The sequence below is a fragment of the Odoribacter laneus YIT 12061 genome (genome assembly GCF_000243215.1).
In the GTDB taxonomy this organism is placed as follows: domain Bacteria; phylum Bacteroidota; class Bacteroidia; order Bacteroidales; family Marinifilaceae; genus Culturomica; species Culturomica lanea.
The window spans coordinates 779279-792092 of record NZ_JH594596.1; the positions used below are offsets into that span (position 1 = coordinate 779279).

12 protein-coding genes and 1 pseudogene are annotated in these 12814 nt (G+C 40.1%); 6 read left to right on the forward strand and 7 right to left on the reverse strand.

The window, feature by feature from the left end; translation table 11 throughout:
• Positions 1 to 34: 34 nt before the first annotated feature.
• A complete protein-coding gene (locus HMPREF9449_RS03325; RefSeq protein WP_009135817.1) occupies positions 35 to 1087 on the forward strand; it encodes a sensor histidine kinase in 1053 nt (350 codons plus the stop codon).
• A gap of 70 nt (positions 1088 to 1157) precedes the next feature.
• Positions 1158 to 1928 (forward strand): LytR/AlgR family response regulator transcription factor, encoded by a 771-nt coding sequence (locus tag HMPREF9449_RS03330; protein WP_009135818.1) that lies wholly within the window; start codon positions 1158 to 1160, stop codon positions 1926 to 1928.
• A gap of 470 nt (positions 1929 to 2398) precedes the next feature.
• Here the strand turns inward: HMPREF9449_RS03330 and HMPREF9449_RS03340 are convergent, their stop codons facing one another.
• On the reverse strand, positions 2399 to 2668 hold the full coding sequence (locus tag HMPREF9449_RS03340) for a zinc ribbon domain-containing protein (RefSeq protein ID WP_040611587.1): 270 nt from the start codon (positions 2666 to 2668) through the stop codon (positions 2399 to 2401).
• A 42-nt stretch (positions 2669 to 2710) separates the two neighbouring features.
• Positions 2711 to 3070, reverse strand: a pseudogene (locus HMPREF9449_RS03345) (pyridoxamine 5'-phosphate oxidase family protein); the annotation flags it as partial.
• Positions 3071 to 3405: 335 nt separating this feature from the next.
• Between HMPREF9449_RS03345 and HMPREF9449_RS03350 the strand changes: the two are divergent.
• Positions 3406 to 3720 carry a hypothetical protein gene (locus tag HMPREF9449_RS03350; protein ID WP_009135820.1) on the forward strand — a complete coding sequence of 105 codons (315 nt, stop codon included), beginning with the start codon at positions 3406 to 3408 and terminating at the stop codon, positions 3718 to 3720.
• Between the two features lie 175 nt (positions 3721 to 3895).
• Here the strand turns inward: HMPREF9449_RS03350 and HMPREF9449_RS16530 are convergent, their stop codons facing one another.
• The 5 genes from HMPREF9449_RS16530 to HMPREF9449_RS16540 all read right to left on the reverse strand — a co-directional run bounded on the left by HMPREF9449_RS16530 (position 3896) and on the right by HMPREF9449_RS16540 (position 6295).
• Positions 3896 to 4282, reverse strand: coding sequence for a PAS domain-containing protein (locus HMPREF9449_RS16530; protein WP_009135821.1), 387 nt, complete (start codon positions 4280 to 4282; stop codon positions 3896 to 3898).
• A 163-nt stretch (positions 4283 to 4445) separates the two neighbouring features.
• Positions 4446 to 5003, reverse strand: a complete 558-nt coding sequence (locus tag HMPREF9449_RS03360) for an ORF6N domain-containing protein (protein ID WP_009135823.1) — start codon at positions 5001 to 5003, stop codon at positions 4446 to 4448.
• Positions 5004 to 5082: 79 nt separating this feature from the next.
• Positions 5083 to 5850, reverse strand: coding sequence for a YaaA family protein (locus HMPREF9449_RS03365; protein WP_009135824.1), 768 nt, complete (start codon positions 5848 to 5850; stop codon positions 5083 to 5085).
• A 112-nt stretch (positions 5851 to 5962) separates the two neighbouring features.
• A complete protein-coding gene (locus HMPREF9449_RS16535; protein ID WP_156793292.1) occupies positions 5963 to 6133 on the reverse strand; it encodes a hypothetical protein in 171 nt (56 codons plus the stop codon).
• 12 nt (positions 6134 to 6145) lie between these two features.
• Positions 6146 to 6295 (reverse strand): DUF6268 family outer membrane beta-barrel protein, encoded by a 150-nt coding sequence (locus tag HMPREF9449_RS16540; RefSeq protein WP_156793293.1) that lies wholly within the window; start codon positions 6293 to 6295, stop codon positions 6146 to 6148.
• A gap of 38 nt (positions 6296 to 6333) precedes the next feature.
• Between HMPREF9449_RS16540 and HMPREF9449_RS03370 the strand changes: the two genes are divergently transcribed.
• From HMPREF9449_RS03370 to HMPREF9449_RS03380, 3 genes are all read left to right on the forward strand, one after another.
• On the forward strand, positions 6334 to 7251 hold the full coding sequence (locus tag HMPREF9449_RS03370; RefSeq protein ID WP_147640014.1) for a hypothetical protein: 918 nt from the start codon (positions 6334 to 6336) through the stop codon (positions 7249 to 7251).
• Positions 7252 to 7612: 361 nt separating this feature from the next.
• Positions 7613 to 11359 (forward strand): hypothetical protein, encoded by a 3747-nt coding sequence (locus HMPREF9449_RS03375; protein WP_009135826.1) that lies wholly within the window; start codon positions 7613 to 7615, stop codon positions 11357 to 11359.
• Positions 11360 to 11415: 56 nt separating this feature from the next.
• Positions 11416 to 12636: a hypothetical protein gene (locus tag HMPREF9449_RS03380; RefSeq protein ID WP_009135827.1), complete on the forward strand. Its 1221-nt coding sequence runs from the start codon at positions 11416 to 11418 to the stop codon at positions 12634 to 12636.
• Positions 12637 to 12814: the final 178 nt, after the last annotated feature.

Genomic DNA, 12814 nt, shown 5'->3' on the forward strand with positions numbered 1-12814 from the left:
GGTAAGATGTGTAATTAATTCCGATGTCGTATTTATGAAATTATACAGTCCTCTTTTTCAAAGTCGTTTCCTGCTGATTATTGTAATTATCTCAGCGACGGTGGCTTCGTTGATTCATTTCCCGGAGCTGATCTCACTGTTCGTTACTTACGAGCCGTTCAGCCTTTTCCCGGGTATGAAACCGCAGGATGTGGGGTTTGAGATCGGGTTTACCTTTATTTCCCTGTTGATCCTGTTTGCCGTCAACGCTTTGATTTTCAGGTTCGGCACAAAGGGGATGAAAACAGGGGTGGGTCGTATCGCTTTTTCATTTGTGGTCACCTGGATACTGAGCAGCGGTCTGGGGCGTTTTTTTATTTATCTGCATCAACATTTCGACATTCCGGCTATTGATGCACTGGCGCATCATTACCTGCATCCGCTCAGGGATTTTATCATTACCTGCATTGTTACGGGCAGTTGTTACATCATTTATCTGGTGCGCCGTCAGCAATCCTATCAGCTCGAAAACGAGCAATTGCGGGCTGAAAATTTACAGAATCAATACGAAGCTCTGAAAAACCAGTTAAATCCGCATATGCTGTTCAATTCGCTGAATACGCTGCGTTCACTGGTGCGTGAATCACAGGATAAGGCGCAGGAATATATACAGGAATTATCTCGGGTATTGCGTTATACCTTGCAGGGTAATGATACCCAAAAAGTGCCTTTGTCAGGAGAAATGGAGTTTGTGAACGCTTATATTTTCCTCCAACTGATGCGTTATGAGGATAACCTCCGGTTTGAGATCAGGGTAGACGAACAGCTCCGCGATAAGCAGGTGCCACCGATGGCCGTGCAGTTGTTGATAGAAAATGCGATTAAACATAATGAGATCAGCAACCGCCGTCCTTTGGTCATCACCATCCGCACTGAAGGGGGGGAGTGGCTGAGTGTATGCAACCGTATTCAGCCGAAGATGACCGGGGAGTCGACCACCGGAATCGGGCTGGCGAACCTGAACAAACGCTATGAACTGCTGTTTCAGCAGCAGATTGTAGTGGAAAAGACAGGGGATGTTTTTTGTGTGAAAATACCTTTGTTATGAAACTCTGGGTACTTTGGTATACCTAAAAAATAAGGGGCTATATGGGTACTGAAAATAAAATGATAAACGTATGAAAGCGGTAATTGTTGAAGATGAAAAAGCGGCCGTGCGTAATCTGATGGCTTTGCTGTCGGAGGTGGCGCCCGAAATCGAGGTGGTGACGGCTTTGGACAGTATTGCCGAGAGCATCGACTGGTTTCGTGTGCAACCGCAGCCCGACCTGGTATTTATGGATATCCATCTGGCGGACGGTTCGGCTTTTGAGATTTTCCAGCATGTGGAGATCCGTTGTCCCCTGATTTTCACGACGGCATACGATGAATATGCCCTGAAAGCTTTTAAGGTGAATAGCGTGGATTATTTGCTGAAACCCATTGCTGCCGAAGACGTACGGAATGCACTTCGGAAACTGGAATGCCTGAGGGGGGAACAATCGGCTGACCGGATGCCGGAAGCCGGTTTGCAGGGACTTTTACAGGCATTGAAACAGCAGGAACATTATAAAACGCATTTCCTGATCCCCCAGAAAGGAGATAAATTACTGCCGCTGGCGGTGGATGCCGTATATTATTTCTACATCACCGACGGGAATGTAAAAGCCGTAACGGATGGGAGGGAATACGCCCTGTCGCAGACGCTGGACGAAATAGCCGATTCCCTGCCTCCTGCTACGTTTTTCCGGGTCAACCGCCAGTATCTGATTGCCCGCCGTGCTATTAAAGACATCGACCTGTGGTTCAACAGCCGTCTGTCCGTCAACCTGACCGTTCCTGTGGCGGAGAAGATTCTGGTCAGTAAAGTCCGCGTCGCTGAGTTTAAGGAATGGTTTACGAGGGGATAACACAGGGGGACGGGGCAAATGTGTGCACATTTGCCCATCCCCGTGATTACTAGGGTGGATGTGGGCTGGTAATGGAGTTCTTCGTAGGAAAAAGCGGTCAGCTTCTCTTGTTCTCAGGCGGTTCCGAAGGATACAGGGGGTCATAGCGGCCCGGCATATTGGGGTATATACTGCAACCGTTTTCAGTTTCCTGCCTTCACGAACGAAAAGTTGAGGTTCCGGCACTTTCACCCTGCACTTCACCTGTTTCCAAACGGACAGGCGGATCATTTTCTTCGTGGCAGGATGCACCTGGCTGCCGTCTTGTTTAGAAAGATAGGGAAAAATAATAATGTATCGATGAGGAAAGGGCCGGTGTTTTTACAACAGCCCCCGGCACCGGAGTTTCAGGGGTTACCGATTACCGGGGCTTTTACCTGCCTGGATATTCCGGTAAATCACGGAGCCGGGGGCTTTAGGTCACTGTGCTTTTATTTTGCCCATCGTTTGAGCCGGGGAAAATAGGCTTTCATCTGAGCAATCGCTTCTTCTTTCGAATACCGGCTATCACAAGCCCCGTTGAATTCATCGAGAAACTGAATGCAATGTTCGATCATCCCCTCCATTGTACAATCTTGGAGGAATGCCCCCTCTTTATAGCAATAGCAGCAATAATCCTCATTGACGGAACCGTCTTTATTTGTTCCGAATTGGTCCGGAGTTCGCATCGGCATGCCGCAGCTTTGGCAAAACAGATTCATATATTGCTCATTTTTTACAAATACGTTGTCGATCCAATAGGTTGCTGATTCCGGGGTGAATTTCAATACACAGTATTCCGGGTCTTCCACTCCCCCGGGGAAATGAGGCAGCATCCAGTCGCTCCAGAGAGAGCGTTTTATCGCCTCATCCGTTACGATCTCTATTTCGCCGGTGTAAACGACGCTGTCGCTGCCTTTTACAATTGAGATCCCTGCTTTGGGATTGTCCCTAAAATGGGCTGTCTTTGCCGAACTTGTTCCGGTCGAGACGTAGATTGCACCGTCCTCGTCTTTGAGTTTTACCATTGCCACCGGGCGCGGATAGCCGTTTTCGTCTATCGAAGCCAGTGTGACGATCTGTGCCGTAGCGACTATTTGCGCTGCTTTTTCCTGAATGTCCATGTTTGTCGGTATTTTATTGTTCTGTTTTTGATTTGGATGCAAAGTTAATCCGGATTGGTTGTATTTTAATGAAAAATACTTTTTTTAAATATAAATAATAAATTTAGTTCTTGAATTGAAGTATTGGATTAATATTTACCTTTGCTACATTTTGGAATTCTGAGACAAGATTTTTATGACGGATGAAATAAATGAAGCGTTGGGTGGTTGCGGATCCGGGAGGGAAGGTAAAGGAGGATTCCGAAGCCGGATTTCAGGAAGAGGCAGGGAGTAGACGTAACATTTACAGGCGAGTAAAAAAATTGAAATAAGAGTGTAATTAAAACTTGAATACAATGAATCACTTTTGGTTGTCTTTAGGTACCGGGCTTGTTGCTGGAGGAGTGGATGTAATACCTATGTTGTTGAAAAAGTTTCCTAAGGCCTCGTGTCTTTCTGCTTTTATTCAATATGTCGTCGTTGCGATTGTGATTTTTCATATCCATCTGCCTGGGCTGTCTTGGTGGTTGGAAGGAGCTCTTGTCTCTTTGGCCATGGCTTTGCCTGTGCTGGTGTTAGTGGCCGAAAAAGAGCGTAAATCGGTTCCCGTAATTGCCGTAAATGCACTGGTGTTGGGTGTTCTGATCGCTTGGGTGAAAGTCAGTTTCTGAATCTGGTAAGATTTATAGCCCCCGTTGCAGAATACGTTGTGAGGCAAACCCGTCAATGCCGGTTTCCGGGCGGTCTTTGCGGAGGGATTATCCTTCCGGGAGGCCGGGGACATTGCGGCAGAATTTGCGGAGCACGGCCATCAGGCGGGCTTTATCGATGGGCTTGACGAGGTATTCATTGCATCCTGCCCGGAAGGCATTTGTCGATTCCGCCGTTGTTTTGCTTTACCACCGAGACGGTGATTTCCAGGTGGCGCACGCCCGTATGGGTGGTGGGATAGTATTTTTCCCTTGCCAGACTGAAGTCGTAGCCCACGGTGAAGCGTACGTTTTCCCCTTGCCGCAGGCGGTCTTTCATGTCATCGGGGATGTTGGGATTCTGAAAAATGTTTATTCCCAGCATGTTTTTCTTGTCCGTGACGCCCATCATAGCCATGCCCGCATGGTTTATTTCAGTAAGATTGCCTTCGCTGTCGTAGAGTTCGAGGCCTACTGGTAGGTTATCGTAGATGGTTTGCAGCAGTATGTAGGATTCTTTGCCGTTTGCTTCTTTTTCTGACATGACGGTGCCGGATTTGTAGTGAGCTTTTTTCTATTGATGTCTACAAAGATATATTTTATAACTTTATATTCCAGTATTCTGGGTAAAAAGCTGAATGATAAAAGGTAACACACAGGGGGACGGTGCAATTGTGCGGAAACCGGGTAGGTTTATCTGTCTCTGTTTATTGATTTGTCTCTTCCGGGCGGCTGTTTTTAGTGACCGAGTGTTTGATTTTTAAAACGGCCAGATTGAGTTCCACCGTTGTTTCGGTTGTAACCGTAGGCAATTCGTCTGTTAACAGGTCTGCGATCAATTGACCGCTTTTTTGCAGGATCGATTTCCGGGTGGGTTCATCTGCTTCAGGAAGGGCTGTTAACTGCCGTGTCAGCAAGCGGAGTTTGTAAAAAGCATCGATAATGGCGAGGGTGGTCTGAGTAGCCTGTTCGCTTTTCAGGATAGTTGCCAGCATGTATAAACCCCGTTCGGTGAAGGCAAAAGGAAGTTTCGTTTTCCCTCCTTTTATTGAAGTCGAAAATTTCGACTTCAATCCGTCCCATTCTGTTTTTTCCAACCGGATAATATATCCTGTGGGAAACTTATCCGGATTATTACTTACTGCTTCATTTACCCGTTTGGTCTCCACTCCGTAGAGTCCGGCCACATCGGAATCCAGAATGACCGGAGTGTTCCACAAGGTAATGATCTTTTTTTCGACTTGTTCAAAACTCAGGGTATCCATAGCACACACTTTAACGGATGGTTTGGTTTTCACAATTTACGAATTTTTTCCCATAAGTCAAATCCGTGGTTGCTATTCTTCATTCCAACACAAACGGTAATACATCTGGTTTCGCAGGGAGGGCTTCGGGTTGATACCTGAATTCTTCATAGGAAAAGGCGGTCAGCTCTTCCCGGGTGGTGAGACGGTTTTGCAGAATGTAGCGGGTCATGGCGCCCCGGCACATTTTGGCATATACGACGATGTTTTTTAGTTTCTCGCCATCCCGGACGAAGAATTGGGGTTCCAGCACCTTTACTTCCCGTTTCACCCGTTTCCAATCGAAGAGGCGGGTCATTTCCTCGGTGGCCAGATGCACCAGGCATCCATCGTCCTGTTTCACCGATTCGATCAGCACATCCGTCAATAGGGGTTTCCAAAAGTCGAACATATTCCGGTCGTCGTTATCCGGCAGTTTCACACTACCTTCCAAACGGTAGTTCTTGATGCGGTCCATGGGCCGGAGCAGGCCATATAAAAAGGAACAGATCCACAGATGGCTGTTGGCATACGCATAATCAGCCTCTGTAAATTCCCAGGCACGCAGATGCCGGTAGGCCATTCCATTGTAGGATAATACGGCGGCCCCGCTGTCTTCGGGATCGAAAAAAGAGAGGTAGCGCAGTTTATTTAGGATCGCCAGGCGTGCATTGCACTTGAGGGCTTTCCCCAATTCTGCTTCCGTAAAGGCCGCCAGTTGCAGGGCATGGCGTTTGGCTTCTTTTAGGAACCTGGGCTTTGTCGAAAGCTCCGGTGAGACTTCCGACCGGGTGGTCATATGTTTGGCACAAGCTAATAAAATCTGCATGGTCTTGTTTTTATCTTTATGCAAAAATAATAAAAACCGGATAAACGAAGGGTGGGGAAAGCAGATAATACTCTTACAGGAATGATGAACAAAAAGGCGCATTTGCCCTTTTTTACCAGCCTCCGAAAACGTATATCTGCCAATTGGGGGCAGCCGGGAAGTACTCATTCAATAGAATAATCGGCCAGCAGAGGATAAAGAGAAAGATATGAATGATGCAGACGGTCGCTCCCGGCATGTACCGGATTTTTAGCTGTACACATAAACGCCATAGGAATTTCATATTCCGGGCCTATTAAAATCCGACGGATAATCCTGCCGAAAAATAAGGTGCTACGCTAAAATAACCGCCGGGTTCCGTGCTGACGAACATCGCTTTCAGGGTGCGTTTGTTGTATGCAGCTATCCGCATCGCATTGACGCCTGCGGTTAGCGGTATGCTCACGTGTTTGGAATCACGGGACGGGGCAATTGTGCGCACATTTGCTCCGTCCACCGTGTGTGCTGGATCATTTTGCAGGTTATTATTTAAATCATTCGGAAAGCGGTATTCCGGCAGATAAGTTGGCTGCTTTTTTGATGCAATGGGCATTGGAATATTTTAAATGTGGTAAATATTACAGAGAAAGAATTTATTATACGGATGCTCAGCTTGAACAATGGCTGAAGAAAAGCGGGATAGAAGGTGTCGGTTTAAATTGCCTTTATCCTTTTTTGGTAAGAACAAGAAAATGGTATTTCTTTCTGAATTATGAACTTCTGCTTTATTTTGCCGTTCAGGCTATTGTCCGGATAGAGAACGTTGAAAATTACTCTAAGATTACAGCAGACATAGCCTGTGAAGAGAGCAAACTTCTTGTTTTTCTGGACAAAGCGGACCCGAAGCGATTCAGGAAAGAAATTTTGAGTCTGGAAATTCATTGTTTTTTAAATAAGTTGAATTTGGATTCTTCCGAAGAAGTGGTTTTATCATTTATAAAGTATTTTAACCCGGATTTTAGCTTAACATGGCTCAAGAGAAGTAATTCTTTTGAGACTGCAATCGAAAGTAGCGGAGATGTTTTTGTTGAAGAGTTGATCCGGTTTATGGGTATCCGGTTTGAAGTGGTCGCACTCGAAGATTTCTTTTATAAAGATTGTTACCGGGAAGATGATCCGGTAAAATACAAGAAGTACAGGCAAGGTTATAGGAATTTATATAACAGATTACTACTGGTGTTCGGATTGATAGATGAAAATGGAAAACTATCAAAATCTACCGATGAGGAATTTCACCTGAATCTGTATCAGTTCGCAAAGGATTCAGAGAATTACCAAGCGTTGAAGGAAGTTGGAATGGAAGAATATATACTTGGTATTACCGTGAAATCCAATCAAAATTGGATGAATATATGGTCTTAAATTGATTGGTGGCGTTTAGGTACATGGGGAGAAAATGCAGGCGATATAGTAGTATAATATAATTATTGACATGATAGAATTACACATAATCTTTTTATTGGTTCTGAGAGCGATTATGAGAATGTTGTTAAATATGAAAACGGATGGTATGTCATACATACATGTAAAGAACCTTCTAAGATTATAATAGATAAAGCAATCAGTTGTATTGAAAAACATATCTTTAAATAAAAAAATATATCTTTATTGTTAAATTATTTTATATATTGTGTCTGTGGGATATTAATTCAGTAAGAAAATAAATGAAGTGAGTGAAATAATTTGTTTATTATATAATGTATAATTTTATTGGATTGCAATTATGGCTATGGGTACAGCATTTGTCTGGGGTGTCGTGACTTTTTTGGCAGAGGGTTTTGCCAATTATAAACTGAATGAAAAACTAAGTAAATTTTTTTCTTCTCAGAAAGAATTTAAGCAGGAACTTTATCAGGTGATTTTGGCTACTCTTACGGAATATGAAGAAAAATATCCGGTGATGAGTGATGGTGATAAATTTCCTTTTTATGATTCACAAGCTATTATTAATGAATTGTTGAAGTATCGATTATTTGGAAGTGCTATCGATCTGGATTGTCTGATAGAAGAATTTAAGAAGAATGACCATATCATTATTCCATCTAAAAGTGAATTGGAAACCTTTTTGAATTTATTTTATGAGCATATACAGGGTAATATAAAACTTCGTAATCTGGAAATCGAGCGAGGATTTAAGGAGGAAATTTTTTGTATTTCTACTAAGTTGAATCAGTTATCGTCCTCTTTTCAGAATACGTTGGCATCTATGGAAACTTCATTAAAAGAGGAGTGGAAACGGCAATTGGAGGCTTATAAGGAGCATATTGAGAAATTCAGACCACGGACAGCTTTAGAATTATTAATAAAATTGGAAACCGCTATTGCTGATTCGGAGTTTACGGTAAATGAGAAATTTTATTCAAAACTTCATTATTGGAAAGCGGGATGTTATGAGTTACTGACACAATTCCCTGAGGCAAGAAAAGAGTATATTTTTAGTTATAAAAAGGATAAGGCAAATAATAATTATAAGAAGAAAGCTGCTTATGCCTATTATAAATCAGGGAAATTGGAAGAAGCAATACGATTAGCCAAAGAACTGAAGGAAGCTGATGATGATAGTTCGGTGATTTATTTTATCTTATTGTTTGAGAATAAAGAAGGTAGTCTTTATGATAAAATAAAGATATTGCCGGAGTATGTAAGGAAAACTAATGAATTTAAATTTTTGATTTTGGCTTATGTCCGTGATCACGAAAACGGACCGGCAGAACTTCGGGAATATCTTATTCGAGAATTTGAAATAGAACCGATAAAGCAGTTAACCTTTGATAATTTTTATACTTGTGTACTTCATGTTGATTATGCAAACTATGTTTATATACAGAATGGTTTACGTTTTGAATTTACGAAAAGAACTGCAAAATCTCCGGAATGGGAGATTATATACAAGGAAACCCATAAACTTGTTTCTGGGTTGAAGGGGAGTGAGGTGGAAAATATTTATCAAGGTGCTTTTTTCTTATATTATTTAGCTGATTATGTTGTGAATGATCAGAACGAACAACTTTTGGAAGCAAAAAGATACTTAAGTCCTGATAATGTGAATGGAGCAATGATGCTGGCTAATTGTCTGCAATTTGTCGGATATGAGAAAGAAGCTCTGGAAGTATTGGATTTTGTGAAGGAAAAATATGAAGAAGTGGCATATGCTAAATCATTCTGTTTTTTGAAGACAGGAGATATAGTCCATTACAATCTTGCTATAAAGGAATTTATTGAACGCTTGGACTGTATAACAGCTTTCAATTTTGGAAGAGTGTTGCCTGTGATTCTGAAATTGTTTGAACATGAAAATGGGGTTTGTTTTGATTGGGATTTGTGTTTGACTAAAACTTTTGAAGTAGAGGTACATAAGGAAATAGTAAAAGTTTTACAGAAGATTTTTATCCTACCTGATGATGCAGATATAAATGTTTTATATCAATTGGCTTTAAAGGAGGAAGTTTCATATGAACTGAAAGGTATTATTGCCTATATTTTGATTTTGCTCGGGAAGATGGAACTTGCCGTGAGTTTATACCGCGGATTTATTGATAAAAAGATATGTGACCGGAATTTATTCTATTACATACAGGCGTTGTATTATACAAAGAAAGATAACCGGGAGTTATTGGTATTGATGAAGCAATGGCGGGAGGAAAGCGGACGGGTTGACAGGTTCATTCTATCTAATGAATATGTGTTAAGGAGAAAACTGGAGGATTGGAAAGAATGTCTGAGTATTATGGAAATTTTGTATGCAGATGATCCTCTGAATGAAAGAGTTTTTTCTAATTATATGGTTTCTCTGCATGAAAATGATGCGTTTGATAAGATAAAGGAATTGAAAACAAATCTATCTTCCATCCGATTTACCAATGTGGAGTGTGTGCGCGATGTGACAGTTATATTATTTCAGCAAAATTTTCAGGCTGAGGCCGTGGAATTTTTATGGCAGTATGCCATGGACAGAGAAAATAGAGGCTTGCGGCTGCTTTTCTTTGAATTATGCAATCAATGTGAGAAAACTGTTTTTGAATGTTTTGAGATTGTAAAGCCTGACAGTTATGTAGAGATAAAATATGAGGATAGAGAGGAGAATTCGATTGTTTATATAAATCCGAATAAAGAAAGTGATTTGCAGAAAGCCTTATCCGGGCATTCGATGGGAGAAACCGTTTTAGTGAAGATTCCGGCATGCGACTGTTATCTTAAGGTGGAGATCGTGTGTACTATGAATAAATATCTGGCATTATATAAAGAAATACAGTTGGATGCTATGCATCCTTTAGAAACAGGCTCACCAATAATTGCGTTAAAGGCTGATGACGTAAATGATGTAAAAAGTATCCAGGATGTTTTTATCCGGAATTTTGGTCCCGGAGAAGATCAGAGGAAACGTTTAATTAAAGAGCATTTGGCTAAATACAAAGCTGGTGAATTATCCTTTTTTATGCTGGCTCCGTTATTGTTTAATGACGATTTTTATCGGACATACTGTGTTTTAACCACTCCGGAATATGGTTTACTCCTAAATCCTCATATTGATGAACTGAAGGAGATTGATTTGGCAGGTAAGGAATTTGTACTTGATTTTACCTCATTATTTTGTTTGTATTCTTTCTATAAATCGGAAAGTTTTAACTACCCGCATCAGTTTATTATACCGAAAACCGTTGCTGATTTTGTGAAGAATAAGGTGGTGGAGATAAAATATAGTCCGAAACAGGCAGGCGTAGTAGATATTTGTTTAGATAAAGTTGTGCCTGTTATGTATCCTGATAATTATAAAGAACAGGTGCTGGCTATGTGGGAGGATATGGAACAATGGATGTCTGTCAATTGTCATGTTGAAATTATTGAAGAAAAACTCGATGATTTGAGGGAATTTGAAGAAAAAAATTCTGAGAAACATCGTTTTTGGTTGAATTATGTAATGGATTATAAATATATTCTTAATCGTCCGGAACGGATTTTAATATCAGATGATGCCCTGTTTTATAATGATTGTATTCAGGATAAAGGTGGAATTAGTTCACAATTTTATCTGAAAAATAATTTTGACCCTAATATTGTGGCAAAAGGATTATTGAGAAGAAATTATATAGGAGTATTTTTTGAGAAAGGATTTTTGATAGCTGAGTTTGTCAATAAATTATCGGGCAAAGAGACTGTATTCAGCCGCTGTCTGGATAGTTTACATTATCTTTTACCTGATAATGCCGGCCGTTGTATAGAAACACTTTCCTTGTTTTTGCGGGAAATATACATTGGAGGTTTAGTCATTCCTGATCTGAACAGGGAAGTGATCCGGATTTTTGTACAGGTATTAAAAGGATGCTGTGATGTAAAGGTATTTTTAGCTATAGAAAGAAGATTGAGAAATGATTTTAAATTATTAGGAACAAAGCATGATGAAATTTTAGTGAATTTGATGGCTGCGACGAAAATTCTTTTCCCGGATACACAGGGGGGAGGGATGTTGTAAAATAGACATTTTAAGTAAATCAGTTTTCAGATAAATGATATCTAAATAGAATAAGTATGGCAGAAATTGAGTTTAACGAATTTGATTTCAGGAAAATACATCCGATTAAATTGCCTTTTGCTGAAAAATATATTTATGATATAGATTATATTTTTTTTGCAGATACAGGAAGATGGGATGCAAGGCAAACAAATATGTTTTTTCAGGAAGCGGGAAGAATGCTGGTGAATGCAATTCATTTATTCTGCCAAGGGTATTTTGATTGTGCGTTTTATTGTTTGCGACAATCTTTTGAAATATCTGTAACTTCATTGTATTTGAATGAAAACAATGACGTTATAACACAATGGAATAAAAGGCAAAATGGATTTGAGCAGAATAATATGATCCAGTCTTTGAAAAAACAATCGGATGATTATAAGGAATTAAGAGAAGGGGTACTTAAGCCATATTTTGATAGGTTGCGCGTTGTTATGGAGAAGATGAATAAATATATTCATAAGCAGGGTTTCTCAACTATGTACACCATGCGGTATAGTTTTGAGGGGCGTAAATTTTATAAAGAAGAAAACCTGATAAATTTTTTTACCAGTTGCTTAAAAGCTTGTATTGGTGCTGTTGCTGTGTGGCGGATTGTCTTAGATCCAATGCCTGCTTTATTAAATGACAAAGTTATTTTCAGAAAAACAACCGAAATGTGTACAGAACCATATAGTGATGAATTTATTGATGAGTATATGGGACGGGAAGTTTTTGAACAATATAAACAATCTACATTATATCAAGAATATTATAAATATTTTAATCAATTTGAGGAGCAAAATGAAGCTATTTTTAATATCATTCATTATCAGATCATAGACCGGAATGATTTTGATGAGATTTGGAAGCAAATGCATTTATTGGGTATACAGGAACAGGTTGCTGTATTATTTATGATGTTGTCGGATCATATAGTAAGGGTTATATTTGGGAATGGTATTTTTTGTTATACATCTAATGTAAAATTGAATGGTAATGATCAATCTGTTACCTATGGAAATGGAGTGTATGATGAATATTTTCAGCAAGGAGATATAAATCAGGCATATAAAGGTGTTTATATTTCCAGGTTTAAATTTAATACTGAATGTGTTATTACGGTTCATAATAATTTGTTTGCTGATACCGAATTGGAAAACTTCCACTCTTTAAAAGAACAGTTTGCAAACCTTTTACAAAAGGAGAGTGAAGAGTTTGATAAATTAATTGATAAATATGTTGGAAATAATAAGTAAATATTTTGATTGATTTTCTGCTTTAATATAGTAAAAATTCTACATAGGGCTGAATATGTATATTCCACAGTTTCATTTTAATATTGCCAGAGATTATGTTGAAAATACTATGAATTAATATTGTATAAATCAGGGGACCGGGGCAATTGTGTGCACATTTGCTCCGGCCTCGTGAGTA

Coding starts and splice junctions, on each gene's coding strand:
- HMPREF9449_RS03325 (WP_009135817.1), top strand. CDS start 35: ATGAAATTATACAGTCCTCTTTTTCAAAGTCGTTTCCTGCTGATTATT.
- HMPREF9449_RS03330 (WP_009135818.1), top strand. CDS start 1,158: ATGAAAGCGGTAATTGTTGAAGATGAAAAAGCGGCCGTGCGTAATCTG.
- HMPREF9449_RS03340 (WP_040611587.1), bottom strand. CDS start 2,668: ATGAATCTGTTTTGCCAAAGCTGCGGCATGCCGATGCGAACTCCGGAC.
- HMPREF9449_RS03350 (WP_009135820.1), top strand. CDS start 3,406: ATGAATCACTTTTGGTTGTCTTTAGGTACCGGGCTTGTTGCTGGAGGA.
- HMPREF9449_RS16530 (WP_009135821.1), bottom strand. CDS start 4,282: ATGTCAGAAAAAGAAGCAAACGGCAAAGAATCCTACATACTGCTGCAA.
- HMPREF9449_RS03360 (WP_009135823.1), bottom strand. CDS start 5,003: ATGGATACCCTGAGTTTTGAACAAGTCGAAAAAAAGATCATTACCTTG.
- HMPREF9449_RS03365 (WP_009135824.1), bottom strand. CDS start 5,850: ATGCAGATTTTATTAGCTTGTGCCAAACATATGACCACCCGGTCGGAA.
- HMPREF9449_RS16535 (WP_156793292.1), bottom strand. CDS start 6,133: ATGAAATTCCTATGGCGTTTATGTGTACAGCTAAAAATCCGGTACATG.
- HMPREF9449_RS03375 (WP_009135826.1), top strand. CDS start 7,613: ATGGCTATGGGTACAGCATTTGTCTGGGGTGTCGTGACTTTTTTGGCA.
- HMPREF9449_RS03380 (WP_009135827.1), top strand. CDS start 11,416: ATGGCAGAAATTGAGTTTAACGAATTTGATTTCAGGAAAATACATCCG.